The organism is Bradyrhizobium sp. Crot121 (assembly GCF_059512385.1).
In genome coordinates, this window is record NZ_JCAMOR010000092.1 from 1 (window position 1) to 26,427 (window position 26,427).

Annotated in this window: 22 protein-coding genes; 14 read left to right on the forward strand and 8 right to left on the reverse strand. The window is 63.8% G+C overall.

Features of this window, described 5'->3' with window-relative positions; genetic code table 11:
• Positions 1-314 precede the first annotated feature (314 nt).
• The 3 genes from AC5ZGW_RS39965 to AC5ZGW_RS39975 all read right to left on the reverse strand — a co-directional run bounded on the left by AC5ZGW_RS39965 (position 315) and on the right by AC5ZGW_RS39975 (position 4,960).
• Positions 315-830 (reverse strand): TIGR02281 family clan AA aspartic protease, encoded by a 516-nt coding sequence (locus AC5ZGW_RS39965; RefSeq protein WP_130228542.1) that lies wholly within the window; start codon positions 828-830, stop codon positions 315-317.
• A gap of 218 nt (positions 831-1,048) precedes the next feature.
• Complete coding sequence (hrpB, locus tag AC5ZGW_RS39970; RefSeq protein WP_130228543.1) at positions 1,049-3,523, reverse strand: ATP-dependent helicase HrpB; 2,475 nt, start codon at positions 3,521-3,523, stop codon at positions 1,049-1,051.
• Positions 3,524-3,643: 120 nt separating this feature from the next.
• Positions 3,644-4,960 (reverse strand): UDP-glucose dehydrogenase family protein, encoded by a 1,317-nt coding sequence (locus tag AC5ZGW_RS39975; protein ID WP_130228544.1) that lies wholly within the window; start codon positions 4,958-4,960, stop codon positions 3,644-3,646.
• A 180-nt stretch (positions 4,961-5,140) separates the two neighbouring features.
• On the opposite strand from AC5ZGW_RS39975, the gene AC5ZGW_RS39980 reads away from it, so the two are divergent.
• The 3 genes from AC5ZGW_RS39980 (at position 5,141) to AC5ZGW_RS39990 (ending at position 10,103) form a co-directional block, all read left to right on the forward strand.
• Positions 5,141-6,205 (forward strand): acyltransferase family protein, encoded by a 1,065-nt coding sequence (locus AC5ZGW_RS39980; protein WP_130228545.1) that lies wholly within the window; start codon positions 5,141-5,143, stop codon positions 6,203-6,205.
• A gap of 107 nt (positions 6,206-6,312) precedes the next feature.
• Positions 6,313-9,354 carry a DNA polymerase I gene (gene polA / locus AC5ZGW_RS39985; RefSeq protein ID WP_130228546.1) on the forward strand — a complete coding sequence of 1,014 codons (3,042 nt, stop codon included), beginning with the start codon at positions 6,313-6,315 and terminating at the stop codon, positions 9,352-9,354.
• A gap of 116 nt (positions 9,355-9,470) precedes the next feature.
• Complete coding sequence (locus tag AC5ZGW_RS39990) at positions 9,471-10,103, forward strand: LysE family translocator (protein ID WP_130228547.1); 633 nt, start codon at positions 9,471-9,473, stop codon at positions 10,101-10,103.
• 166 nt (positions 10,104-10,269) lie between these two features.
• On the opposite strand, the gene AC5ZGW_RS39995 is transcribed toward AC5ZGW_RS39990, so the two are convergent.
• On the reverse strand, positions 10,270-10,896 hold the full coding sequence (locus AC5ZGW_RS39995) for a glutathione S-transferase family protein (RefSeq protein WP_130228548.1): 627 nt from the start codon (positions 10,894-10,896) through the stop codon (positions 10,270-10,272).
• Between the two features lie 189 nt (positions 10,897-11,085).
• On the opposite strand from AC5ZGW_RS39995, the gene pyrE reads away from it, so the two are divergent.
• Together pyrE and AC5ZGW_RS40005 are read left to right on the forward strand one after the other, a co-directional pair.
• A complete protein-coding gene (gene pyrE, locus AC5ZGW_RS40000) occupies positions 11,086-11,649 on the forward strand; it encodes an orotate phosphoribosyltransferase (protein ID WP_028168036.1) in 564 nt (187 codons plus the stop codon).
• 263 nt (positions 11,650-11,912) lie between these two features.
• Positions 11,913-12,716, forward strand: a complete 804-nt coding sequence (locus tag AC5ZGW_RS40005) for a DUF2865 domain-containing protein (RefSeq protein ID WP_474419278.1) — start codon at positions 11,913-11,915, stop codon at positions 12,714-12,716.
• Between the two features lie 81 nt (positions 12,717-12,797).
• Here the strand turns inward: AC5ZGW_RS40005 and AC5ZGW_RS40010 are convergent, their stop codons facing one another.
• A complete protein-coding gene (locus tag AC5ZGW_RS40010) occupies positions 12,798-13,229 on the reverse strand; it encodes a hypothetical protein (protein ID WP_028168034.1) in 432 nt (143 codons plus the stop codon).
• Positions 13,230-13,423: 194 nt separating this feature from the next.
• On the opposite strand from AC5ZGW_RS40010, the gene AC5ZGW_RS40015 reads away from it, so the two are divergent.
• Positions 13,424-13,702: a GIY-YIG nuclease family protein gene (locus AC5ZGW_RS40015; RefSeq protein ID WP_130228556.1), complete on the forward strand. Its 279-nt coding sequence runs from the start codon at positions 13,424-13,426 to the stop codon at positions 13,700-13,702.
• A 48-nt stretch (positions 13,703-13,750) separates the two neighbouring features.
• On the opposite strand, the gene AC5ZGW_RS40020 is transcribed toward AC5ZGW_RS40015, so the two are convergent.
• Positions 13,751-13,981 (reverse strand): hypothetical protein, encoded by a 231-nt coding sequence (locus AC5ZGW_RS40020; protein WP_028168032.1) that lies wholly within the window; start codon positions 13,979-13,981, stop codon positions 13,751-13,753.
• A gap of 281 nt (positions 13,982-14,262) precedes the next feature.
• Between AC5ZGW_RS40020 and AC5ZGW_RS40025 the strand changes: the two genes are divergently transcribed.
• The 3 genes from AC5ZGW_RS40025 to rocF all read left to right on the forward strand — a co-directional run bounded on the left by AC5ZGW_RS40025 (position 14,263) and on the right by rocF (position 18,866).
• The gene (locus tag AC5ZGW_RS40025; RefSeq protein WP_165435431.1) at positions 14,263-16,788 is read left to right on the forward strand and encodes a glycogen/starch/alpha-glucan phosphorylase; all 2,526 of its coding nucleotides are present in this window, start codon (positions 14,263-14,265) and stop codon (positions 16,786-16,788) included.
• Between the two features lie 228 nt (positions 16,789-17,016).
• Entirely contained in the window at positions 17,017-17,832 is an 816-nt protein-coding gene (locus AC5ZGW_RS40030) for an acyl-CoA thioesterase (RefSeq protein WP_130228549.1), read from the forward strand.
• Between the two features lie 65 nt (positions 17,833-17,897).
• Positions 17,898-18,866 (forward strand): arginase, encoded by a 969-nt coding sequence (gene rocF / locus AC5ZGW_RS40035; protein WP_130228550.1) that lies wholly within the window; start codon positions 17,898-17,900, stop codon positions 18,864-18,866.
• Positions 18,867-18,962: 96 nt separating this feature from the next.
• Here the strand turns inward: rocF and AC5ZGW_RS40040 are convergent, their stop codons facing one another.
• Both AC5ZGW_RS40040 and AC5ZGW_RS40045 read right to left on the reverse strand, forming a co-directional pair.
• Positions 18,963-20,579, reverse strand: coding sequence for a phosphoenolpyruvate carboxykinase (locus AC5ZGW_RS40040; protein ID WP_028168028.1), 1,617 nt, complete (start codon positions 20,577-20,579; stop codon positions 18,963-18,965).
• A gap of 586 nt (positions 20,580-21,165) precedes the next feature.
• Positions 21,166-21,900, reverse strand: a complete 735-nt coding sequence (locus tag AC5ZGW_RS40045) for a HugZ family pyridoxamine 5'-phosphate oxidase (RefSeq protein WP_130228551.1) — start codon at positions 21,898-21,900, stop codon at positions 21,166-21,168.
• Positions 21,901-22,129: 229 nt separating this feature from the next.
• Between AC5ZGW_RS40045 and AC5ZGW_RS40050 the strand changes: the two genes are divergently transcribed.
• The 5 genes from AC5ZGW_RS40050 (at position 22,130) to AC5ZGW_RS40070 (ending at position 26,121) form a co-directional block, all read left to right on the forward strand.
• Positions 22,130-22,831 (forward strand): response regulator transcription factor, encoded by a 702-nt coding sequence (locus AC5ZGW_RS40050; RefSeq protein ID WP_027579989.1) that lies wholly within the window; start codon positions 22,130-22,132, stop codon positions 22,829-22,831.
• Positions 22,832-22,945: 114 nt separating this feature from the next.
• Entirely contained in the window at positions 22,946-24,751 is a 1,806-nt protein-coding gene (locus AC5ZGW_RS40055; RefSeq protein ID WP_165435432.1) for a sensor histidine kinase, read from the forward strand.
• Positions 24,748-25,263 (forward strand): HPr kinase/phosphorylase, encoded by a 516-nt coding sequence (locus AC5ZGW_RS40060; protein ID WP_130228553.1) that lies wholly within the window; start codon positions 24,748-24,750, stop codon positions 25,261-25,263. Before AC5ZGW_RS40055 ends, AC5ZGW_RS40060 begins: the two co-directional genes overlap by 4 nt.
• A gap of 133 nt (positions 25,264-25,396) precedes the next feature.
• Entirely contained in the window at positions 25,397-25,798 is a 402-nt protein-coding gene (locus AC5ZGW_RS40065; RefSeq protein WP_027579987.1) for a PTS sugar transporter subunit IIA, read from the forward strand.
• Complete coding sequence (locus AC5ZGW_RS40070) at positions 25,795-26,121, forward strand: HPr family phosphocarrier protein (RefSeq protein ID WP_130228554.1); 327 nt, start codon at positions 25,795-25,797, stop codon at positions 26,119-26,121. Before AC5ZGW_RS40065 ends, AC5ZGW_RS40070 begins: the two co-directional genes overlap by 4 nt.
• The last annotated feature ends 306 nt before the right edge of the window (positions 26,122-26,427 follow it).

The following is a 26,427-nucleotide window of genomic DNA, read 5'->3' on the forward strand; positions in this document are numbered from 1 at the left end:
ATTTCCTTGCCGAACAGCCAGCGCGCGTCATATTCGCGAAACCCGGTCGGCTTCACCATCGGCTCGGATTCGAAGGCATAGGTGTTCGGAACCAGAACGGGCTTGGGCTTTGGAAACATCTTGTAGCAGCCTCGCGAGAGCGTGATGGTCAATGCTGCAGCCAATAGCCAAAGGCGGACTGCGGCGAAAGGTGGGATCGGCTGCTATTGGCCGACAATTGCGGCGGATTTGTTGGCCGGGAAATGCCCACTCAGAAGGCATAAATCGCGTCAGCGATCACTGGCGATTTCGATCGCGGTAGCAAGCAAGCTATCTTACTGCTCCAGCACGAGCCTGCCGTTGGCATATTCGAAGCGCTTCAGCTTGGACAGGAAGGACAGGCCGAGCAGGTTTTCGGAAAGCGCTTCGTCGGGCAGCACCATGGCGTCGACGTCGCGGACGATGAGGCCGCCGAGATCGATCATGGCAAGGCGGGCGCGCGCGGCCTTGATGGTGCCGTTGGCGGTGGTGACGGTGGCGGTGTAGTCGCCGCGCGACGGGCGCAGGCCGAAGCGCGCGGCGGATTTCTCATTCAGCGCAACAAGCGAGGCGCCGGTGTCGACCATGAAGTCGATGCGCTGGCCGTCGATGCGGCCGTCCGTCGCAAAGTGTCCGCGGGGGTCGCGAGGAATGCTCAGCGTGCGGCCGCCGCCCTGCGCCACGGTCTGAACGGGGATACTCTTCGAAGCGGTCGTGGCGGACGCGGAGGCCGGCGTCATCTTGTCCGCCATCTGCGCCATGAAGCTGCCGAGGCCGACCAGGATGGCGGCAAGGATCATTATGTTACGCATGACGCCACGCAGATTTCCAGGAACTGGCCGATTTCACCACGCCATCCGCCGTCTCGCGACCGGCAGCGGCGATGGAGCCTGCCATTTTCGCGAAAATGATGAGTGAAGCGTTAACGGCAACGCCGTCATACGCGGGCTTGACCCGCGTATCCAACGATCTTCAGAAAAGCTTCTTGGGATGGATTGCCGGGTCAAGCCCGGCAATGACGAAGCGAGGACTACGTCCCGCGCGGCTTGGCCCGACGCGTCGGCACGGCATTGGCAGGGTCCTCCGGCCATGGGTGCTTCGGGTAGCGCCCGCGTAGATCGGCACGCACGGCACTGTAGCTGCCGCGCCAGAAGCCTGGCAGATCCCGCGTCACCTGCACCGGGCGCTGCGCCGGTGACAGCAATTCCAGCACCAGCGGCACAGCGCCCTTCGCGATCGATGGATGGATGTTGAGCCCGAACAGTTCCTGCAGCCGGACCGCGATGGTCGGGCCCTGCTCGGCCTCGTAGTCGATCGCAAGCTGGCTGCCCGTCGGCGCCTCGAAATGGGTCGGCGCCTCCTGCTCCAGCCGGGCACGTAGATTCCAGGGCAACAGCGCCATCAGCGCATCCGAGAGATCGCCGGCCGACAACTCCTTGAGCGAGGTCTTGTCGTAAAGCGCAGGCACCAGCCAGGTCTCGCGCTCCCGCGCCAGCGCCTCATCCGACAGATCCGGCCAGCTATCGCCTTCGGCCTTGCGCAGGAACATCACGCGGTCGCGCCATTGCTTGGCGTGCTTTGACCACGGCAACTTGTCGAGGCCCGCAGCGATCAAGCCATCTGCAAGCACGCGTGCAGTCTCCGCCGACGGGGACAGCGCCACCGGCGCTTCCGACAGCGTGATCGCATGCAGCGTGCGCCTGCGCCGCGCGCGCAGCGCCATCGCACTTCGGTCGAACGAAATATCTTCCGTAGTCTCGATCTCACCTGCGAAACGCAGCTCGATCTCTTCCAGAGTGATCGGCGCCGCCAGCAGGATCCGGCCGCTCGCCGCGGTGCCGGTCAACTCTCCGACTGCGATATAGGATGAACGCGCAAGTGGGGACGTCTGCTCGACGCTGGCGCCGCGGCCGTTGGCGAGCACAAAGCTGCCATTGCCGCGGTTGCGCGCGACGCGATCGGGAAAGGCGAAGGCCAGCATCGTGCCGGTGGAGAGCTCGCCTATGGCCTCGGACGCTTTCGACGACGTCACCTGCGAAGCCCAGCGCTGCGCGAGGCTGCGCGCGCTCGAGGCCCGCTGCGAGCGATCGCGACGGAACTGATCGAGCCTGACATCAAGATCGACACTGTCGCCGCCGAGCCCGCGCTCGGTGAGCACCGCTGCGATCTCCGCGGCTCCTGCCGCCGCGCCAAACCGCGTCGAATCCACGATCATGCGGGCGAGCCGCGGCGGCAGCGCCAGCGCACGCAGGCTGTTGCCTTCCGCCGTGATCCGGCCGTCGACATCGAGCGCGCCGAGTTCGCGCAGGAGCACGCTTGCTTCGTTCCAGGCCGGCAGCGGCGGCGGATCGAGGAACGCAAGGCCGGACGCATCGCTGACACCCCATTGCGCGAGGTCGAGCACCAGCGAGGACAGGTCGGCGGACAGGATCTCGGGCTGGGTGTAGGGCGCGAGCGAGGCGGTCTGCGGCTCGTCCCACAGCCGGTAGCAGACACCGGGCTCGGTACGGCCGGCGCGGCCGCGGCGCTGATCGACCGCGGCACGCGAAGCGCGCACGGTCTCGAGGCGCGTCAAGGCGATGTCGGGCTCGTAGCGCGGAACGCGCGACATGCCGGAATCCACGACAATGCGCACACCCTCGATGGTCAGCGAGGTCTCGGCGATCGAGGTCGCCAGCACCACCTTGCGGTGACCCTTGGGTGCCGGCGCGATGGCGCGGTCCTGAACGCTGGCATCGAGCGCGCCGAACAGCGGCACGATCTCGATCGCAGCGTCGCGGATGCGTTCTTCGAGAAAATTCTGCGTGCGTCGGATTTCGGCAGCGCCCGGCAGGAACGCGAGCACCGAGCCGGGGTCGGCGCGAAGCGCTATTGAGATCGCCTCCGCCATCTGCCGCTCCAGCGGAACGTCCATCTTGCGACCCAGATAACGCGTCTCCACTGGAAAGGCGCGGCCTTCACTCTCAACAACAGGTGCATCGCCCAGCAGCTTGGCGACACGTGCGCCGTCGAGCGTTGCCGACATCACGAGCAGGCGAAGATCCTCGCGCAAGCCCTGCTGCGCGTCGCGCGCCAGCGCGAGTCCCAGATCGGCATCGAGCGAGCGCTCATGAAATTCGTCGAACAGGACTGCGGCAATGCCTGTGAGTTCGGGATCGCCGAGGATCTGGCGCGAGAAGATGCCTTCGGTGACGACCTCGATGCGGGTGGCGCGCGACACTTTCGAGCCGAAGCGAACGCGATACCCGACGGTTTCGCCAACCCGCTCGCCAAGCGTCCGCGCCATACGCTCGGCGCTGGCGCGCGCCGCGATCCGCCGCGGCTCCAACACGATGATCTTCTTGCCGTTGGTCCAGGGCTCGTCGAGCAGCGCCAGCGGCACCCGCGTGGTCTTGCCGGCGCCGGGCGGCGCGACGAGCACGGCCGTATTCTTCGCCGCAAGCGTCGCCGCGAGCTCGCCGAGCGCTGCGTCAATGGGAAGTGGAGTGTCGAAATGACGGGGCACGGCCTCACCACGTCGTCATGCCCGGGCTTGTCCCGGGCATCCACGTCTCTCTTGCCGAAAAGGAGAAAACAGAACGTGGATGGCCGGGACAAGCCCGGCCATGACGAAAAGTAATAATCGTCAAACCGGCGGTTCGGCTGCGCGGCCAACGCTCTCATAGCTGAAGCCGTGCGCGGCCATATCCTCGGGGCGGTAGATGTTGCGGAGATCGACCACGACCGGCTGCCGCAACAGGTTCTTCAACCGCTCAAGGTCAAGCGTGCGGTATTGTACCCACTCGGTGACGACGACCATGGCGTCGGCGCCGGTCACGCATTCATAGGGATCATCGCAATACTCGATATCCGGCAGCTCCTTGCGCGCCTGCTCAATGCCGACAGGATCATGCGCCCGCACTTTTGCGCCCATGTCCAACAGGCCGGTGACGATCGGGATGGAGGGTGCTTCCCGCATGTCGTCGGTCTCCGGCTTGAAGGTGAGACCGAGCACGGCCACCGTCTTGCCGCGCAAATTGCCGGCGAGGCCCGCAACCTTGCGCGCCATCGCGCGCTTGCGGTTGTCGTTGACGCCGAGCACGGCCTCCACGATGCGCAAATTCACGTCATGGTCCTGCGCGATCTTGATCAGCGCGCGGGTGTCCTTGGGGAAGCAGGAGCCGCCGAAACCGGGGCCGGCATGCAGGAACTTGGAGCCGATGCGGTTGTCGAGCCCGATGCCGCGCGCGACTTCCTGGACGTCGGCGCCGACCTTTTCGGAGAGATCGGCGATCTCGTTGATGAAGGTGATCTTGGTCGCCAGGAATGCGTTGGCGGCGTATTTGATCAGCTCCGCCGTGCGCCGCGCCGTATACATCAGCGGCGCCTGGTTGAGCGACAGCGGCCGGTAGACATCGCCGAGCACTTTCCGCGCGCGCTCATCTGATGTGCCGACCACGATGCGGTCCGGGAATTTGAAGTCGCGGATCGCGGCGCCCTCGCGCAGGAATTCCGGATTCGAGGCGACCGCGACGTCGGCGGCCGGGTTGGCTTCGCGGATCAGGCGCTCGACCTCGTCGCCGGTGCCGACCGGCACGGTCGATTTGGTCACCACCACCGTGAAGCCTTTGAGCGCACCGGCGATCTCGCGGGCGGCGGCATAGACGTAAGAGAGGTCGGCATGGCCGTCGCCGCGGCGCGACGGCGTACCGACGGCGATGAAGACCGCGTCAGCGTCGGCGACCGGGTCCTTCAGATCGGTGGTGAAGTCGAGCCGCCTCGCCTTCACATTGGCGGCGACCAGAGCGTCCAGCCCCGGCTCGAAGATCGGGATTTCGCCGCGGCGCAGGGCGTTGATCTTCTCGACGTCCTTGTCCACGCAGGTGACGTGGTGTCCGAAATCCGCAAAACACGCGCCAGAGACCAGTCCCACATAACCCGTGCCAATCATGGCGATGCGCATGAAACCACCCGCTTGCTATCGTTAACGATTCCGCAACTCCCGGCCAGCGTCTTAGAACATTTGCCGGCCCGGAGGAAACGGCAAAAAGCAGGCACGAGCGGCATGTCATTTGTATGAATAAAGGCGATAGCAACCGATCCGGCCGAAGATGCGCCAAATGCGCGCCGAAACAGGACAGTCATGACCGCAAACGGGACAACCTCCGCGAGCCTGCGTTCCGCCACCTCGCCGGACGGGCGCATCGATTGGGTGGACTACGCCAAGGGCATCTGCATCGTCATGGTCGTGATGATGCACTCGGTCCTGGGCGTGGAAGCCGCCGCCGGCGAGACCGGTTTCATGCACGCGTTTGTCATGTTCGCCAAACCGTTCCGGATGCCGGATTTTTTCCTGATTTCGGGCCTCTTCCTCTCGCTCGTGATCGACCGTGACTGGCGCACCTATCTCGACCGCAAGGTCGTCCACTTCGCCTATTTCTACGTGCTCTGGGTGACGATCCAGTTTGCGTTCAAGGCGCCGGCCTTTGCCGCCGAAACGAGCTGGAGCCATACCGGCTACCTCTATCTCGAATCCTTCATCGAACCTTTCGGCACGCTGTGGTTCATCTATCTGCTGCCGATCTTCTTCGTCGTCACAAAACTGACACGCAATCTGCCGCCGCTCGCGATTCTGGCGCTGGCCGCCGGACTCGAGATGGCGCATGTGGTGACCGGCTGGACCGTGATCGACGAATTCTGCGCGCGCTTCGTCTATTTCTATGCCGGCTATCTCTTTGCGCCCACCGTCTTCAAGCTGTCGAACCGTGCACGCTCCGCGCCGACATTGGCGCTGATCGGGCTCGCGCTGTGGGTGCTGGTCAATGGCGCCCTGGTGATCGCGGGGGTGAGCGAATGGCCGCTCGTCTCGCTGGTACTGGGATTTGCGGGCGCCTTTGCCATCGTCGTCACCGGGACGCTGCTGGCACGGATGAAGTGGCTCACGGCCTTGCGCTTTTGCGGCGAGCATTCGATCGTGATCTATCTCGCCTTCTTCCTGCCGATGGTGATCGCACGCGTCGGCCTGTTGCGCAGCGGCGTGATCCACGACATCGGTCTGATCTCGCTGCTCGTCACCATCACCGGTCTCGTCGGCGCACTGGTGATCTGGCGCATCGCGCTCGCCGTCCGCGCCAACTTCCTGTTCGAGCGCCCCGCCGCGTTCTGGATCGCGCCGAAGAAAGCGGCAGTATTGCAGGCGGCCGAATAATTTGGTCGTCGTCCCAGGCTTAACCCCGGGACGACGAAGGTGTGCGGTTCGCCAAAATTCGGCACCTGAAGGCTGTCATTTGCTGCAAAAATCCCTAAATTTCGGCCATGCCGAAATCAGCCTCCAAGACCTCAGCCAAGACAGAACCCAAAGCCGCCCCCAAGCCCGTTGCCGCCAAGGCTCCGGCCAAGGGCCACCATGTGTTCCTGGTCGACGGTTCCTCCTACATCTTCCGCGCCTACCACGCCCTGCCACCGCTGAACCGCAAGTCCGACGGACTGCAGGTCAATGCCGTGCTCGGCTTCTGCAACATGCTGTGGAAGCTCCTGCGCGAGATGCCCGAGGACAACCGGCCGACCCATCTCGCCATCGTCTTCGACAAGTCCGAGATCACCTTCCGCAACAAGATCTATCCCGACTACAAGGCGCACCGGCCGCCGGCGCCCGATGACCTGATCCCGCAATTCGCGCTGATCCGCGAGGCGGTCCGGGCCTTCGACCTGCCCTGCCTGGAGCAGGTCGGCTATGAGGCCGACGACCTCATCGCGACCTATGTCCGGCTCGCCTGCGAGCGCGGCGCGAGCGCGACGATCGTGTCCTCCGACAAGGACCTGATGCAGCTCGTCACCGACTGCGTCAGCATGTACGACACCATGAAGGATCGCCGCATCGGCATTCCCGAAGTGATCGAGAAGTTCGGCGTGCCGCCGGAAAAGGTGGTCGAGGTACAGGCCTTGGCCGGCGATTCCACTGATAACGTGCCCGGCGTGCCCGGCATCGGCGTCAAGACCGCGGCGCAGCTCATCACCGAATATGGCGATCTCGAATCCCTGCTGAGCCACGCCGGCGAGATCAAGCAGCCGAAGCGTCGCGAGGCGCTGGTCGAAAATGCCGAGAAGGCGCGCATCTCGCGCCAGCTTGTGCTGCTCGACGACAAGGTCGAGCTCGAGGTGCCGCTCGACGACCTCGCCGTGCATGAGCCGGATCCGCGCCGGCTGATCGCGTTCCTGAAGGCGATGGAGTTTTCGACTCTGACCCGCCGCGTCGCCGAATATTCGCAGATCGACCCATCCGATATCGAGCCCGATCCCGGCAACAAGAGCGGCGCGAGCGTGTTCTCGCCGTTGCCTCCTTCCGACGTCGAGCCCGCGCCGGGTCCCGGCGGGCCCACGCAGGGCGCGCCTGCCGCCAAAGAGCGTAACAAGCCTGCGGGCAAGGAAGACAAGGCCTCAAGCCTCAAGGGCACGCCGATCGCGCTCGCCGAAGCGCGCGCGGAGGCGGCGCGCAGGACGAAAATCGATCGCAGCAAATACCTGACGATCAAGAGCCTCGATCAGCTGGGCGCCTTCATCGCGCGGATCCATGATACCGGCCATGTCGCGGTCCAGGCGAAGGCGAATTCGATCGATCCAATGCAGGCGGAGATTTCCGGCATTGCGCTCGCACTCGGCCCCGACGACGCCGCCTATATCCCGCTCGCCCACAAGCAGGCGGGCGGAGGCAGCGGGCTGTTCGACGCGGGATTGGCGCCGGACCAAATCAAGTTCGAGCAGGCGATCGAAGCCTTGCGGCCGATCCTGGAATCGCAGGGCATCCTGAAGATCGGCTTCGACGTCAAGTTCAACGCGGTGATGCTGGCGCAAGCCGGCATCACGCTGCGCAACTATGACGATGCGCAGTTGATCTCCTACGTGCTCGACGCCGGCCGCGGCTCTCATGCGCTGGAATCGCTGGCCGAGCGTTGGCTCGGGCATGCGGTGCTCGCCGAGAACGGGCTGACCGGTAGCGGCAAGAACAGACTGACGTTCGACCAGGTTGCGATCGACAAGGCGACCGAGCACTGCGCCGAGGGCGCCGACGTGATCCTGCGGCTGTGGCGCGTATTGAAGCCCCGCCTGGTCGCGGAGCGGATGGCGAGCGTCTACGAGACACTGGAGCGGCCGCTGGTCTCCGTGCTGGCGCGGATGGAGCGGCGCGGCATCTCGATCGACCGCCAGGTGCTGTCGCGGCTGTCAGGCGATTTCGCCCAGACCGCGGCGCGCGTCGAGGCCGAGGTCCAGGAGATCGCGGGGGAGCCGATCAATGTCGGCAGCCCCAAGCAGATCGGCGACATCCTGTTCGGCAAGATGGGATTGCCCGGCGGCACGAAGACCAAGACCGGCGCGTGGTCGACGACCGCGCAGGTGCTGGACGACCTCGCCGAGCAGGGCCACGAATTCCCGAAGAAGATCCTGGAATGGCGGCAGGTCTCGAAGCTGAAATCGACCTATACCGACGCGCTGCCGACCTACGTCAATCCGCAGACCCATCGCGTCCACACCACCTACGCGCTGGCTGCGACCACCACGGGGCGGCTGTCGTCGAACGAGCCGAACCTGCAGAACATCCCCGTGCGCACCGAGGACGGCAGGAAGATCCGCCGCGCCTTTGTCGCGACGCCCGGGCACAAGCTGGTATCGGCGGATTATTCGCAGATCGAGCTGCGGCTGCTCGCGGAGATTGCCGACATCCCCGTGCTGAAGCAGGCGTTCCGCGACGGCCTCGACATTCATGCCATGACGGCGTCCGAGATGTTCGGCGTGCCGATCAAGGACATGCCGAGCGAAGTGCGCCGCCGCGCCAAGGCGATCAATTTCGGCATCATCTACGGCATCTCGGCGTTCGGCCTCGCCAACCAGCTCGGCATCGCGCGTGAAGAGGCTTCCGCCTACATCAGGAAGTATTTCGAGCGCTTCCCGGGCATCCGCGCCTATATGGACGAGACCAAGGATTTCTGCCGCCGCAACGGCTATGTCACCACGCTGTTCGGCCGCAAATGCTACTACCCCGACATCAAGGCCAGCAACGCCTCGGTCCGCGCCTTCAACGAGCGCGCCGCGATCAACGCCCGCCTGCAGGGTTCGGCCGCCGACATCATCCGCCGCGCTATGACCCGCATCGAGGGCGCGCTCGCCGAGAAGAAGCTATCCGCGCAGATGCTGTTGCAGGTGCATGACGAACTGATCTTCGAGGTCCCCGACGAGGAAGTCGCGGCAACCCTGCCGGTCGTGCAGCATGTGATGCAGGACGCGCCCTTCCCGGCCGTGATCCTGTCGCTGCCGCTGCAGGTCGACGCCCGCGCCGCCAACAATTGGGACGAGGCGCATTGAGCTCTCTCTGTCGTCGCCCAGACGGACGACGACAGCAAAAATGCACTCGGAGCAATTGCGCAATGGAATCGCGGCACGACGCGCGTTAGAAACGTGCATCCTCCCGCGAGTTCCTGATGCCTCACACCTCCGCCTTGCTCGGTTTTGCGCTGCTCTCGCTCGGCATGGTGCTAACGCCGGGGCCGAACATGATCTACCTGATCTCGCGCTCGATCACGCAGGGGCCGGCAGCCGGGATCGTGTCGCTCGGCGGGGTGGCGCTCGGCTTCGTGTTCTACATGCTATCAGCGGCATTCGGCATCACCGCGCTGTTGTTCGCGATCCCCTACGCCTATGACGCGCTGCGCTTTGCCGGCGCGGCCTATCTGTTGTGGCTGGCGTGGCAGGCGCTGAAACCCGGCGGACGTTCGCCGTTCCAGGTGAAGAAGCTCCAGGTCGACAGCCCCCGGAAGCTGTTCGCGATGGGATTTGTCACCAACCTGCTGAATCCCAAGATCGCGATGCTCTATCTGGCGCTGCTGCCGCAGTTCATCGATCCCACGGGCAGCGTGCTGACGCAGTCGCTCGCGCTCGGCGTGACCCAGATCGCGATCAGCGTCAGCGTCAACGCGATAATCGCGCTCGCTGCCGGTTCGATCGCGCTGTTCCTCGGCACGCGGCCGGCCTGGCTGCTGCTGCAGCGCTGGCTGATGGGCACGGTGCTGGCGGGGCTTGCGATGAAGATGGCGTTCGAGGCGAGGAGAGCGTGACTTCTTCACCTCACCCCGCTTGCGGGGAGAGGTCGGAATTCAAGCGCAGCTTGAATTCCGGGTGAGGGGGAGCCGCCGCAGGCTCATCTCTCACCGTGTTTGCGGAGAAGGCCCCTCACCCCAACCCTCTCCCCGCAAGAGCGGGGCGAGGGAGCAGAAAAGAGCATCAATCCAGCTTCGCTTCCATGCCGCGCTTCACGCCGGGACGGGCCATCAGCTTGTTGTACCAGCGCTCGACATTGGGGAAATCGCCGAGATTGACCTTGTGCCGCGGGTGGCGCCAGGCCCAGCCGAGGATGGCGAAATCGGCGACCGACAGATCGCCGGCGACGAAGTCGCGGCCTTCGAGCCGGCGGTTCAGCACGCCGTAGAGGCGGAGTGTCTCGGTCATGAAGCGCTTCAGGCCATAGGCGCGGTCCTGCTCGTTCTCGAGCGCGATGAAATGGTGCACCTGGCCCGGCATCGGACCAAAACCGCCCATCTGCCACATCAGCCATTCATAGACCGGGATGCGCTCGATCAAAGGCTTGGGCAGGAACTTTCCGCTCTTCTCGCCGAGATAGAGCAGGATCGCGCCCGATTCGAATACGCTGACCCGCTTGCCGCCGGGGCCGTCCGGGTCGACGATTGCGGGAATCTTGTTGTTCGGGCCGATTTCGAGGAAGCTTGGCGCCATCTGCTCGCCCTTGGTGATGTTCACCGGGAACACTTGGTAGGGCAGCCCCATCTCCTCCAGCGCAACCGAGATTTTGCGGCCATTCGGCGTGTTCCAGGTGTGCAGCTCGATGGTCATTTTCGCTTCCCCCACAATCGTTTGACGCTTCCCTAGCGCGGAACCGGACGCGGTTACAACGGCCCTTTACGAATATCGATCCGCGCCCCGTGTGACGCGGGCGTTGTTGACGGGGAGCTTTCGGCGCTGGAATCTCGCCACGACCGCCGATAGATTGCGCGCCACCGTAAACGACCCGGAAAGCCGCCTTTGTCCAAATCAGCCGCCCGCGCCCGCCTCGCCGAGATCATCCGTAAGCGCTCTTTCGGGCGCGGCGAGATCACGCTGGCCTCGGGCCGCAAGAGCGATTTCTATTTCAACCTCAAGCCGACGATGCTGGATCCCGAGGGCGCCGCATTGCTTGCCGAACTCACTTATGAAGCGCTGAAAGACGACAATCTTGATTTCGTCGGCGGCCTCGAGATGGGTGCCGTGCCGCTCGCGGGCGCGATCGCGCAGCTCTCCTGGATCAAGGGACATCCGATCGCGGCCTTCTTCGTGCGCAAGAAGCCCAAGGAGCACGGTGCGAAGCTAGCGGTCGAGGGACTTGCCAAAGGTGAGACGCTGCAGGGCAAGCGCATCGTGATCGTCGAGGACGTCACCACCACCGGCGGCTCGGCGATGAAGGCGGTGGAAGCCGTGCGCGAGGCCGGCGGCGAGGTCGCGCTGGTCTTCACCATGGTCGACCGCGAGGAAGGCGCAACAGAAACGTTCGCGGAAGCCGGCCTTCCGTTCCGCTCGTTGTACAAAGCGGGCGAGTTCCTCAAGAGCTAGAGCATGATCCGGAAAAGTGGGAACCGGTTTTCCCTCACGACAAACGCGAAGCGTTTGCGCGGAAGAGCATGCTCAAACAAAGAGACGAGATGATGATCCGTTAACGGATCATAATCGAGTGTTGCCTCATCGGCACACCGCGCCAGATTACGCCCATCTCCTTAGTTCTTCCGCAATCAACTGCTCGTTTACCATCCGACATTAGGGTGAATCGCGCGGAGACGACGTCTCGGCACTGTTGGCTCTGTCGGGTGGAGTTGGCGTTGCGTAGAGGGTTTACTGATCGGCGCGTGCGGCGCCATCTGACGCTAGTTGCCGCCGCCCTTGCGGGCGCGATGACGCTCGCGCCGGCGCATGTCTCGGCGGAAAACCTGCTCGATTTCCTCTTTGGCGGCTTGCAGAGGCAGCAGGCCCATCAGGGCCAGTCGCAACCCGGTTTGTTCGATCCGTTCGGCCTCAACCAGCAGCAGCCGCAGCAAGCCGCACCGGCGGCCCGCGTTGCCGGTTCCGGCCCTGCCTTTTGTGTCAGAAGCTGCGATGGCAAATATTTCCCGCTGACCTTGCGCGGCAGCGCGACGCCGGTTCAGCTCTGCCAGGCGTTCTGTCCAGCGACAGCCACCAAGGTTTTCTACGGCGGCAGCATCGACTACGCGACCTCGTCAACCGGCGAACGCTATGCCGACAGCGAGAACGCCTTCGCCTACCGCAAGTCGCTGCGCGCGGACTGCACCTGCAACGGCCGCGATCCCGCCGGCCTCGCGCCCGTTGACCTCACCCTCGATAGCTCGCTTCGCGCCGGCGACGTGGTCGCCACCACCGATGGCCTGGTTGCTTATACCGGCGTCCGGGTCGGCAACAACCAGAGCGCCGACTTCACGCCGGTCGCATCCTACCCCGGTCTCACCGCCGAACTCCGTGCCCGGCTCGGCGAGATGAAGGTCGCGCCGGTCGCGGCCGAGACGGTCGGCGAAGCGCCGCAGCCGGACACGAGCCATGACCCCGCGGCACCGGTCTCCGTCGTGCCGAAATCGGCCGCGCCGAAGGCGAAGCGGGCGGAGGTCAATTAGCGACTTAAGCTGTCATTCCGGGGCGATGCGAAGCATCGAACCCGGAATGACAGCGTGGATACTTAGCAAAGAAGGCAAACTTTACCGCCCGACAATCACCCCGATCACATTCGGCGCGGCGAGATATTTCTCCTCGATTGTCGCACGCGCTGCGGCACGGTTTTCCGGCGTCAGCAATCCGCGCTTTTCGGCGAGGATCATCCAGCAATAGCCCCACCAGTCCGTCAGCATGCCCTGGTCCTCGACAAGGTCATAGCCCTGCTCGGCGGCGAAGATGCGCGCATGCGCTTCATCGAGCGAATCGAGCCAGGCGTGATCCGCAGGTGAGAACAAGTCGTCGCTGATGTCGTCGATGGTGTAGCCCCAGATCGACATGCAGACCGCGTTGAACTCGCGGTCGATCTGGTCGTCATCGACCCATTGGCGGCGGGACGCCTGATGCAGGCGCGACAGCGAGCGCGCAAAGTCGGCGATGCGGGTGAGCGCGAATTGATCGAAAGCAATAGTGGACATGTAGTCCTCGCGGGAACGGACAGGCCATAGATGTTGTGTCGGCGATGCCGCCGAATCAGAATGATATCAAATACTTGCTAAAATGTTCTTAATTTGTTCTGACGCTCCTCCGTCGTCGTCCCGGCGAAGGCCGGTACCCATAGCCACCAGTGTTCGATGTGGGTAGGTCGAGCCGATACATGACCGCTGTCAGGATCTATTACGTTTACATTCTCGCCAGCCGCCGCCATGGGACGCTTTATATCGGCGTTTGCAACAACCTGCACGGTCGTCTCACGCTGCATCGTGCCGGACGGGGATCGGAGTTCGTCAAGAAGTACGACGTAACGCGCCTCGTCTACATGGAAACCTACGCTTCACCGCAGGAAGCGATCACGCGCGAAAAGCAGTTGAAGACTTGGCGGCGTGATTGGAAGATTCGGTTGATTGAAGAAAACAATCTCGATTGGGCTGATCTATCGCACCTGATCTGAGCCCTGTGGTTATGGGTCCCGGCCTTCGCCGAGACGACGAAGACAGTCTCACATCGCCGACAGCATCTTGTCGCCACAATAGTTCGCGTAAAAGCTGCCGCCGCATTGCCGCTTGATGGCGACGCAACGGGCGGCTGGAGTTGCGTTTGGTGGCATGCTGAAGCCGCAGGTCAAGCCGTCGGCGCTGCGCCCGGGCCTGCCGGCGGCGAAAGCGGCACTGGTGACGGTGATGCAGACGATGAACAGCACAGCGGCTGCGATCTCGATCAGCAGTCTCATGGGTGTCCCTCTCGATGACGGTGGTTGTGCCGCCTAATATGTAACCATACCACCGAAGCGCGTCGCCTTGAGGTCGCAAAATCGGCCCGGTCCTTGCATAAAATCATACCAGCGCGGTGCACAACAACCGGCTGGGCGGTTCCGATTGAAGTGCAAGACGCGTATCATCCGTTGTCCGGAGCATGATCCGAAAAGATCATGCTCAAACAAAGAGATTAGATCATGATCCGATTTCGTCTCATCGGATCATGATCGAGTCCCCAAAGTTCAGGATTGCCGCATTGCAAGAACAGTCTTTCTCAGGAAGCTATCCGGCGCTCAATCAGCCGATCGATGAATTGGCGCTGGCAGAGATCAAGGGCGCGATCCTCGCCAAGCTGAGGCTGGAGATCGGCAAGGACGCCAGCGTGGCGACCAAGCGCGATTGGTACAAGGCGGCGGCGCTTGCGCTGCGCGACCGCATCACCCATCGCTGGCTCACGGCGGAAAAAGAGAGCTACGACGCCGGCGCCAAGCGGGTCTATTATCTTTCGCTGGAATTTCTGATCGGCCGCCTGTTCACCGACGCGCTCAACAATATGGGCCTCTTGCCCGTGTTCGAGGGAGCACTCGGCGATCTCGGCGTCGGCCTCGACGAACTGCGCAGATGCGAGCCTGACGCAGCGCTCGGCAATGGCGGCCTCGGGCGGCTCGCCGCCTGCTTCATGGAGAGCATGGCGACGCTGTCGATCCCCGCCATCGGCTACGGCATCCGCTACGATTTCGGCCTGTTCCGCCAAATCATCAATCACGGCTGGCAGCAGGAATATCCGGATGAGTGGCTGGGCTTCGGCAATCCCTGGGAATTCCAGCGTCCGGAAGTCGTCTACAACATCCATTTCGGCGGCACCGTCGAGCATGTCGACGAAGGCGGCCGTGACCGCGCCATCTGGCACCCGGCGGAAACCGTGGAGGCGATGGCCTACGACACCCCGATCGTCGGCTGGCGCGGCCAGCGCGTCAACGCGCTGCGACTGTGGTCCGCGCACGCGCCGGATCCGCTGAAGCTCGACATGTTCAACACCGGCGACTATGTCTCAGCCAGCGCCGAGCAGGCGCGCGCCGAGGCGATCTGCAAATTCCTTTATCCGAACGACGAAAGCGCCGCGGGGCGCGAACTGCGCCTGCGCCAGGAATATTTCTTCGTCTCGGCCTCGCTGCAGGACCTGGTCAAGCGGCACCTTTCGGCCGACGGCCAGCTCCGCAGCCTTGCGATGAAGGCGGCCGTGCAGCTCAACGACACCCATCCGAGCCTCGCCGTCACCGAGCTGATGCGGATCCTGGTCGACCTGCACCATTTCCGCTGGGACGAGGCGTGGAAGATCACTGTCGCGACGCTGTCCTACACCAACCACACGCTGCTGCCGGAGGCGCTGGAGACCTGGCCGGTCGAGCTGTTCGAGCGGCTATTGCCGCGGCATCTGGAGATCATCTATCGCATCAATGTGCAGCATCTGGCGCTCGCCGAAGAGCGCTGCCCAGGCGACATCGAATTCCGCGCCTCGGTGTCGCTGATCGACGAGAAATCGGGCCGCCGGGTGCGAATGGGACAGCTCGCCTTTGTCGGCTCGCACCGCATCAACGGCGTCTCGGCGATGCATTCCGATCTGATGAAGGAGACCGTGTTCCACGATCTCCACCATCTCTATCCCACGCGCATCACGAACAAGACCAACGGCATCACGTTCCGCCGCTGGCTGATGCTGGCCAATCCGAGACTCACGGGCCTGATCCGCGACGTCTGCGGCGAAGCCGTGCTCGACGATTTCTCGCTGTTCGAGCGGCTCGAGTCCCATGCCAGCGACAACGCGTTCCAGCAACAGTTCCGCGAGGTCAAGCGCCACAACAAGGTGCTGCTGGCGCGGCTGATGGCCGAGCGCAACCACATCAAGGTCGACCCATCGGCGCTGTTCGATGTTCAGATCAAGCGCATCCATGAATACAAGCGGCAACTCCTGAACATCCTGGAAGCGGTCGCGCTGTACCAGGCGATCAAGGATGAGCCGCAGCGCGACTGGGTGCCGCGCGTAAAAATCTTCGCCGGCAAGGCGGCGGCGAGCTACCGCTACGCCAAGCTGATCATCAAGCTGATCAACGACGTCGCCGAAGTCGTCAACAACGATCCCGCGATCGATGGCCGGCTGAAGATCGCCTTCCTCGCCGACTACAACGTCAGCCTGGCCGAGGTGATCATCCCGGCCGCCGACCTGTCCGAGCAGATCTCGACCGCCGGCATGGAAGCCTCCGGCACCGGCAACATGAAGCTCGCGCTCAACGGCGCGCTGACCGTCGGCACGCTCGACGGTGCCAATATCGAGATTCGCGACCATGTCGGGGCCGAGAATATCGCGATCTTCGGCATGGAAGCCGGCGACGTCATGGTCCGCCGCAAGCAAGGGCTCGATGCCAGCGACCTGATCGGCAGTTCGCCGCGGCTGGCGCGTGCGATCACCGCAATCGAGAGCGGCGCGTTCTCGCCCGGCGATCCCGCCCGCTTCGCCTCGATCGGCCATGCGCTGCGCTATCTCGACCATTACATGGTCAGCGCCGACTTCGATTCCTACTACGACACCCAGCGCGCCATCGATGCGCGCTGGCAGGTGGTGCCGGCGTGGACCCGGGCCTCGATCCTCAACGTGGCGCGGATGCCGTGGTTCTCCTCCGACCGCACCATCCGCGAATACGCCGAAGAGATCTGGAACGTGCCCGTGAAGCCGCCGACGCCGCGCCTGCTGAAGGAGCAGGCGCAGTGGGGAGCCAAGCGCTAATCCCACGCGGCGGAAATCGATTACCTCCGACATCATTGAATTCGGCGGAAATGCCGGGATACTGCAGATAACGCGCGCCGTCATTGCGAGCGAAGCGACTTGTCCGCCGTAGCTCAGCGAGCGAAGGCGGAAGCAATCCATCCCTCCACCCGCGTGGAGAGATGGATTGCTTCGTCGCTATCGCTCCTCCCAATGACGATGTCGCTTGGGCTGCAACCGAGGAATCATATGCTCACCAAGACCCCGCATTTGTTCGACGATGCCACCGCGGTTACTGCCGGCGACAGCCGCTGGCAGGGCAGGACCAGCGACGACTACTGGGCATTTGTCGGCCCGTTCGGCGGGGCCACCGCTGCAACCATCCTGCGGGCACTGATCGACCATCCGCAACGTGCCGGCGATCCGCTTGCGCTCACCGTCAATTATTGCGCGCCGGTTGCGCAAGGCGCCTTTGACCTCGATGTCCGCCTGGTGAAGGCCAATCGTTCGAGCCAGCACTGGTCCGTGGAGATGACGCAGGACGGCGGCGAGGTCGCGACGCTCGCAACCGCCGTGTTCGCCGAACGCCGCCCGTCCTGGTCGCACCAGCAGGTGAAGTTTCCGGACGCAACACCGTTCGAACAGACCCTGCCCTATCCCAAGACCGCGGCAGCGTGGGTCAAGCAATATGACTTCCGCTTCGTCGAAGGCGAGCCGAAATTCGGCACGCCATCGAGCGCGGCGCCCGAAACCTATTCCAAGCTCTGGATCGGTGACCGCGCGCCGCGCAAGATCGATGCGCTCTCGCTGATCGCGATGTCGGACGCATTCTTTGGCCGCGTTTTCCACGCCAAGCGGGAACTGGTGCCGTTCGGTACGGTGTCGCTGACGACCTATTTCCACATCGACGCCGCCGATCTTGCCGCCGAGAACATCACCCGCGTGCTGGCGGCTGCCGATGCCAAGATCTTCCACAAGAGCTATGGCGACCAGAATGGCGAGTTGTGGTCACCCTCCGGCCGCCTGCTCGCAACCACGACGCAGATCGCCTATTTCAAGGCGTGATCGGGAAGGCGTAGGGTGGGCACGCTTCGCTTCGCCCACCCCACGATTTGAGAGAGCGCCGCCGCATGCCCGAAGCTGACAATTCAAAGCCATCGCACATCGCGCTCCTCGGAGTGCCCATCGAGATCGGCGCCGCGCAGGCCGGCACGCTGATGGGTCCAGCGGCACTGCGCACCGCCGGGATCGCGCGCGTGCTGGAGCAATTGGAGCTTCGCGTCGACGACCACGGTGATCTCTCAATCCCCGCGGTGGTCTCGGACGGGCCGGTGCCGGCGAATACGAAATTCTATGATGAGGTGAAAACCTGGATTCGCCAGACATCCGAGCGCGCCTACTGGCTGGCGAAATCCGGCGCGGTGCCGATCTTCATGGGCGGCGATCATTCGCTCTCGATGGGATCGATCAATGGGGTTGCGCGCTTCTGGCAGGAGAAGGGCCGGCCGCTGTTCGCGCTGTGGGTCGACGCGCATGCCGACTACAACACGCCCGACACGACGATCACCGGCAACATGCACGGCATGTCGGCCGCTTTCCTCTGCGGCGAGCCCGGGCTCGACAACCTGCTCGGCGGCCTGCCGCGCGCCTCGATTACACCTGATCAGCTCGACCTGATCGGCACCCGCTCTGTCGACCCGCTGGAGCGCAAGCTATTGCGCGAGCGGAGCGTCGCCATAGCCGACATGCGCGCCATCGACGAATTCGGCGTCGCCGTGCTGATCCGCCGCGTGATCGATCGCGTCAAGGCGAGGAACGGCGTGCTGCATGTCTCGTTCGACGTCGACTTCCTCGATCCTTCGGTTGCGCCCGGCGTCGGCACCACGGTGCCGGGCGGCGCGACCTACCGCGAAGCGCACCTGATCATGGAGCTGTTGCACGATTCCGGACTGGTGCGCTCGGTCGACATCGTCGAGCTCAACCCCTTCCTCGACGAGCGCGGCCGTACCGCACGGGTCGTGGTCGAACTGATCGGCAGCCTGTTCGGCCTGCAGATCACCGACCGCCCGACACCGACCAATGCGGTGCTGCCGGATTGACATGGCGAATAGCGAATAGGCTGCGCCGCAGACATGTTCCGGAGTAGAAAAGGGCGACCGCGGGGTCGCCCTTTTCATTCGCGGAAATATGCGAGGCTATTCGGCCGCGAGCTTCACGTCCGGCGCGGCGGCGCGGACTTCGGCGTCGACCTTGCTCTCGAACTTGGCGAAGTTCTTCTGGAACATGCCGACCAATGCGCGGGCGGTCTTGTCGAACTCGGCCTTGTCCTTCCAGGTGTTCACCGGATTAAGGATCTCGCTCGGCACGCCGGGCAGCGCGGTCGGCACCGCAAAGCCGAAATATTCGTCGGTGCGGAATTCGACATTGCGCAAGCTGCCATCGAGCGCCGCGGTGAGCAGCGCGCGCGTGACCTTGATCGGCATGCGCGAGCCGACGCCATACTTGCCGCCGGTCCAGCCGGTGTTGACCAGCCAGCAATCGACATTGTGCTGGGCGATCAGGTCGCGCAGCATGTTGCCATAGACCGAAGGATCGAGCGGCAGGAACGGCGAGCCGAAGCAGGTGGAGAATTCCGGCTGCGGCTCGGAGCCGAGGCCGCGCTCGGTGCCGGCGACCTTCGCGGTGTAGCCGGACAGGAAGTGATACATCGCCTGCGCCGGCGAAAGCTTCGCGATCGGCGGCAGCACGCCGAAGGCATCGGCCGCCAGCATCACCACATTCTTCGGATGCGGCGCGCGGCCACTGCGCGAGGCGTTGGGAATGAAGTCGAGCGGATAGGCGGAACGGGTGTTCTCGGTCTTGGAGCCATCGTCGAAGTCGACGACGCGGGTATCCTCGTCAAGCACGCAGTTCTCGAGCACGGCGCCAAAACGTGTGCTCGCAGCATAGATCTGAGGCTCGGCTTCCTGCGAGAGCTTGATGCACTTGGCGTAGCACCCGCCTTCGAAATTGAAGATGCCGTTCGGGCCCCAGCCGTGCTCGTCGTCGCCGATCAGCGTGCGGTTGGGATCGGCCGACAGCGTCGTCTTGCCGGTGCCGGAGAGGCCGAAGAAAATCGCGCTGTCGCCCTTCGACCCGACATTGGCCGAGCAGTGCATCGGCATCACGTCGCGCGCGGGCAGATAATAGTTGAGCGTGGTGAAGACCGACTTCTTCATCTCGCCGGCATAATAAGACCCGCCGATCAGGACGATCTTGCGGGCGAAATCGATCGCGACGACATTCTCCGAGCGCACGCCGTGACGTTTGGGATCGGCGCGGAAGCTCGGCATGTCGATGATGGTGAGTTCGGGCACGAAGCTCGAAAGCTCGATCGCCTCGGGCCGGATCAGCAGCGTGCGGATGAACAGCGAATGCCAGGCGAGCTCGGTGAACACGCGCGTCTTGATCCGATAGGTCGGATCGGCGCCGCCATAGAGATCCTGCGCGAACAGTGCCTTGCCTTCGGCATGCTTGAGGAAATCCTGATAGAGCGCTTCGAACTGCTCTGATGTGATCGACTGGTTGCCCGCCCACCACATGCTCTTGTCGGTGGTCGCGTCGCGAACTGTGAACTTGTCCTTCGGGCTGCGGCCGGTGAATTCGCCGGTGTCCGCGCAAAGCGCACCATCGGCTGAGAGCACGGCCTCGCCTGCCGCAAGCGAATATTGATAGAGCTGCGGCGCGTGGAGATTCCAATGCACGCGTTTGAGATTTTTTAAGCCGAATTTGTCGGCGCCAAAGGCACCGTTGTACACGCCCGTGTTTTGCACGAAGAACCTCCTCGAACCCGCGTTTCCCATTGCGCGAATGTCGCTAAACGCGCTCAGTCGCGGTGACCTTTCCAACAACAAATATAGCCCGAAGGCCCCCGTCCAGCGACCTCATAATGGGGCAATCCGAGCTTGCCAAGCTAGTCCCCGAATTTTGGTTTATTCCAAGGCCTCCCTTCCACGTGGTTCAAGCACTTGCTGCAGCGCAAGGCGGCTTTTCTGCCCGTGGATCGCGCGATCAATGCCGGGGCCGACGTCTTTGCGATGCACAATTGGTGCCATCGGACGCGCGGCGTCGTTCTCAATCAACGCACAGACTACCCGATATGCAGTTTGGGCGAGGAGACATCGGCTTTGTCGCCGGCAATGCCGTTGCACTTGGATTGCACGATCCAATCGGCAATGAGAGTTGATTGCACAGCCTCGCTCGACGTCAGCAAGCCACCATCGAATTCGAGGGCCGTTAAGAATGCGCAGCGCGCGTAAACGTTCCGCACCGTTGCGCATAAGATGCATGATGCGAAGCGCGTTGACGGCCGCATTCTCCCCAATATGCATACGATATGCGACACCGCACCGTTCGCACCTATCCCGTTGCGCGCGCCTCACTGGCGAGTCGAACCAACATCTTGCGCAGCTCCGCAGCGTTGCGCACGCGCTCTGGAAATTCCAGCCGCAGCGTCCGCTTGCCCGCCTGCATGTCCATGCCCTCGGGGTCGCAGCCAATGCAGCGCCAATCGGCGCTTTCGGCTCCGAGCAGCCGGGTCGCATAAAGGTCCATGGCGTCGCGGTGAGCCTCGTTCATGTGCTCGACGGCCTCCGCTTCAGCCTCCAGCCACCCGTCCGTCCCAGCCAGGTCGGTCAGGAACTGTTCTGGCCTCAGATCGACGATCCGGCCGAAGCCGGCGACGAGGTGGGTGGCGGAGGGGATGATCCGGAAGAAGGAGAAATCCTTAAATTCCACAAAGGCTTCCGCGGACGGATGGGCGGCGAGGTAGCGGCGGCGCAGGAGGCTCGCGGCGTCGCCTTCCGCCTGTTCCGCCCGACCGGCCAGCATGATCCGGGACCCTTCCAGCGGGTCGCCTTCGGCCCGCTCGTCCAGCATCAGCGATACCCTGACGTCGGCGAGCAGGTTCCTGGTATGGACCGCCAGATGGGAGAGCAGCAGTATCGGGGAACCGTCAGGGTGGCTGGCGACATTGACCAGGGAACAATAGGGATCGCCGGTTCCCGGCATCAGCGTCGCCAAAGCCCCTTGCCGGCTCCTCCGGAGCAGGGAACGGGCCAGCCTGGCGGGGTCAAAATCAGCGGTCGGTTGCATCGAAATTACCTAGTAATTGCCTAGCCATGTGGTTGCACTTCGGGGCTTTTTTCGGGTAAACGGGCACTAGACGGGTCGGACGCGTTCGCGGGGGGCGAGGCGTTTGGCGGAACTCGGTCACACTTCAGCCCACCTTGCGTTGCTCGCTGACCGAGTCCGAAGCCCAATTATGCGGCGCATCACCGGAATGCTCGCCGTTTCAGCCAACTGGAAAACTGAAAGCAGGCTCATGCCCACAATCGCCCTGGTCGACGACGACCGCAACATTCTCACCTCTGTCTCGATAGCGTTGGAAGCCGAAGGCTACCGCATCATGACATACACGGATGGTGCGTCGGCGCTCGATGGCTTCCGCACCTCGCCACCGGATCTGGCGATCCTCGATATCAAGATGCCGCGCATGGACGGCATGGAAACGCTGCGGCGGCTCAGACAAAAATCCGATCTGCCGGTGATCTTCCTGACCTCCAAGGATGAAGAGATCGACGAATTGTTCGGCCTCAAAATGGGCGCCGACGATTTCATCCGCAAGCCGTTCTCGCAGCGCCTTTTGGTCGAGCGCGTGAAAGCCGTGCTCCGCCGCGGCCAGCCCAAGGATCCGACCGCAGCCCCGAAGGAGCCGGATACGCGCGCGCTCGATCGCGGCCTGCTCAGGATGGATCCGGAGCGCCACACCTGCACCTGGAAGAACGAGCCGGTGACGCTGACGGTCACCGAATTCTTGATCCTTCAGGCACTGGCGACGCGGCCCGGCGTGGTGAAGAGCCGTAATGCGCTGATGGACGCCGCCTATGACGACCAGGTCTATGTCGACGATCGTACCATCGACAGCCACATCAAGCGGCTGCGCAAGAAGTTCAAGGTGGTCGACGAGGATTTCGAGATGATCGAAACCTTGTACGGCGTGGGGTATCGCTTCAAGGAAGCCTGATCCGCGGCGAAAGCTCCGCTTTGTTAACTGACACGGTCCGCACCTATGGGGTAGGGTGCGGGCCCAATAGCGTGCATGGTAACACCCCTCGTCAACGAACCGGCAGTTCTGCCTGTGCTTGATCGAACGCAGCCCGACCCGGCCCAAACCGTCGAGGACGCCCAGGCGCTCCTCGAGCAGGAGCAGTTTGCCGACAAGGCGACGACGAAGCGTTGGCGGCCGCTGGACTGGCTGAGCCGCGCCGGACAGTTCTTCTTCGCGCTGTCCTTCTCGAGCCTGACCCGCCGCATCGTCTCGCTGAATCTCGCGGGCCTGGTCGCCCTCGTCGCCAGCATCCTGTACCTGTCGCAATTCCGCGCCGGCCTGATCGATGCGCGCGCCCAGAGCCTTCTGGTGCAGGCCGAGATCATCGCCGGCGCCATCGCGGCTTCCGCTACCGTCGAGACCAACACCATCACTATCGATCCGGAGCGGCTGCTCGACCTCAAGCCCGGCGAAAGCTACGGCGTGCCGGACGAATATTCCGACTTCCCGATCAATCCCGAACGCGTCGCGCCCGTGCTGCGGCGGCTGATCTCGCCGACCAAGACGCGCGCCCGCATTTTCGATCGCGAGGGCGGATTGATCCTCGACAGCCGCAGCCTCTACGGCAAGGGCGACGTGTTCAGGATCGAGCTGCCGCCGCCGAACGCGGAGAAGCCGGGGTTCGCCGAACGGACCACGATCGCGATCCGCACCTGGCTGAACCGCGGCGATCTGCCGCTCTATCGCGAACTCGGCCCGGAGAACGGCACCGGCTACCAGGAGGTCGCGCAATCCCTGAACGGTCAGAAGAGCAGCATGGTGCGCGTCAACGATCGCGGCGAGGTGATCGTCTCGGTCGCCGTCCCCGTGCAGCGCTTCCGCGCCGTGCATGGCGCGTTGATGCTCTCCACCCAGGGCGACGACATCGACCAGATGGTGACCGCCGAGCGGCTCGCGATCCTCAAGGTCGGCGGCGTTGCCGCTGCCGTGATGATCGTGCTGTCGCTCCTGCTTGCGAGCACCATTGCCGGCCCGGTGCGGCGGCTTGCCGACGGCGCTGAAAGCGTCCGCCGCCGCATCCAGACCCGCGTCCAGATTCCCGATTTCAGCCGCCGCCGCGACGAGATCGGCCATCTCTCCGGCGCGCTGCGCGACATGACCAACGCGCTCTACAGCCGGATCGAGGCGATCGAGATGTTCGCCGCCGACGTCGCCCATGAGCTGAAGAACCCGCTGACGTCGCTGCGTTCGGCGGTGGAGACGCTGCCCCTGGCGCGCACCGAAAGCAGCCGCGGCCGCCTGCTCGCCGTGATCGAGCACGACGTCAAGCGGCTCGACCGGCTGATCTCCGACATCTCGGATGCGAGCCGGCTCGATGCCGAGCTGCAGCGCCAGGACATGGCGCCGGTCGATCTGCGCCGCCTGCTGACGACGCTGACCTCGGTCGCCAACGAGACCAAGCTCGGCCACGACGTCGCGGTCGAAGCCCGCTTCGAGGGCCGCGGGCCGACGGACTCCTTCGCGGTGCCCGGCCACGATTCGCGGCTCGGACAGGTGATCTCCAACCTGCTCTCCAACGCACAGTCGTTCTCGCAACCGGGCGACAAGGTGCGCATCGTCTGCCGCCGCGTGCGCTCGGAGATCGAGATCGTGGTCGACGACGACGGCCCCGGCATCGGCGAGGACGCGCTGGAGCGCATCTTCGAGCGCTTCTACACCGACCGTCCGCACCAGGGCTTCGGCCAGAATTCCGGACTGGGGCTGTCGATCTCCAAGCAGATCATCGAGGCGCATAACGGACGCATCTGGGCCGAGAACCGATCCGGTCCCGCCGATGCCGACGGCAAGCCGACGGTCGCTGGCGCGCGCTTCGTGGTCAGGCTGCCGGCGCCATGAGCGCCAGCGTGCATGCATCCGCGGTGCTGGTGGGAGAACGCGCGGTGCTGATCCGCGGCCCGTCCGGCTCCGGCAAGTCGCGCCTCGCCTTCGATCTGATCCTCGCCGGCCGTTCTGGACAGCTCCCGCCGGCCGTTCTGGTGGGCGATGACCGTGTCCATCTCGACACAGCCGGCAAAGAATTGCTGGTCCGGCCAGCCCTCGAATTGGCCGGGCTGATCGAGATTCGCGGGCTCGGCATCCGCCGCCTTGAGTACACACATGAGGCGATCGTGGGGCTGGTGGTCGATCTCGCCGCCGGCGATGCCGAGCGCCTGCCGCCGCCGGAAGCGCTGCAGACCGAGATAAATGGTGTTTTTTTACCGCGAATCCCCGTCGGTGAGGGCATTTCACCCCTGCTACTGGTTGTCGCAGCGTTGACGACAACTGAAAGTTCATGTTCCCGTAATCTAGCGGATGATTGCTTGGGGCGGATTGGTAACCATATCAGCCGCAATATGGCCACTGAATAGACCGGTGCAGACCCGTATTTCTCCGCCCCCAAATTCCGGGAGATTGCCAAGATGCCCTCTTGCGCGGGGCCTCTGGATGGTCAAAGTGGCGCGTTCGTGCGGTGCACCAAGAAGCACCCGCGAGGAGTTTCCGATGATTGGTCTAGTGCTTGTGACCCACGGGCGCCTTGCCGACGAGTTCAAGGCAGCGCTCGAACACGTAATGGGCCCACAGAAACAAATTGAAGCAATTACGATCGGAGCCGAAGACGACGCCGATCTATGTCGCAGCGACATCATCGAGGCGGTCAACCGCGTCGATAGTGGCGACGGCGTTGCGATCCTCACCGACATGTTCGGCGGCACGCCGTCGAACCTCGCGATCTCCTGCATGAGCCGGCCCAAGGTCGAAGTGCTCGCAGGCATCAACCTTCCGATGCTGGTGAAGCTCGCGAAGGTTCGCGAGGAACGGTCGCTGCCGGACGCGATCGCGATGGCCCAGGAAGCGGGCCGCAAATACGTCACCATCGCCAGCCGCGTCCTTGCCGGCAAATGAGCGCCGAGGGCTCGGGCGAAAACGAAGTCGGCCCGACGGTTCCTGCGGGCGCGATCTCCCGTGAACTTCTGATCGTCAACAAGCGCGGCCTGCACGCGCGCGCTTCCGCCAAGTTCGTGCAGATGGTCGAGCGCTTCGAGGCCGAGGTCTGGGTGACGCGCGGCAGCGAGACCGTCGGCGGCACCTCGATCATGGGCCTGATGATGCTCGCCGCCGGCCCCGGCACCTCAGTCATCGTCTCCGCCACCGGCCCCGAAGCCGAAGCCGCCCTCGATGCGATTGCCGAGCTCGTCGCCAGCAAGTTCAACGAAGAAGGCGTGTAGGCGCGGTTGCGCGCGCCGCTGTCGTCCTGCGAAGGCCAGGACGATGCCGTCATTGCGAGCGCAGCGAAGCAATCCATGCCTCCGCGAGTGGCGCGATGGATTGCTTCGCTGCGCTCGCAATGACGCGGGGATGGCTCTGATTCAAATTTCAAATAGCGTGAGGGATGTGAGTCCGCGTTCTCGCGGCATGCGTTGCCCGAGCTTTGCATCTCGTTACCCTCTCAATCATCAGAGGGCGCAGGGAAAGCCGGGTGCCGGCTGCACCCGTGGGTCCCGTGCAACAAAAAGCACGGGGGTAGGACCACA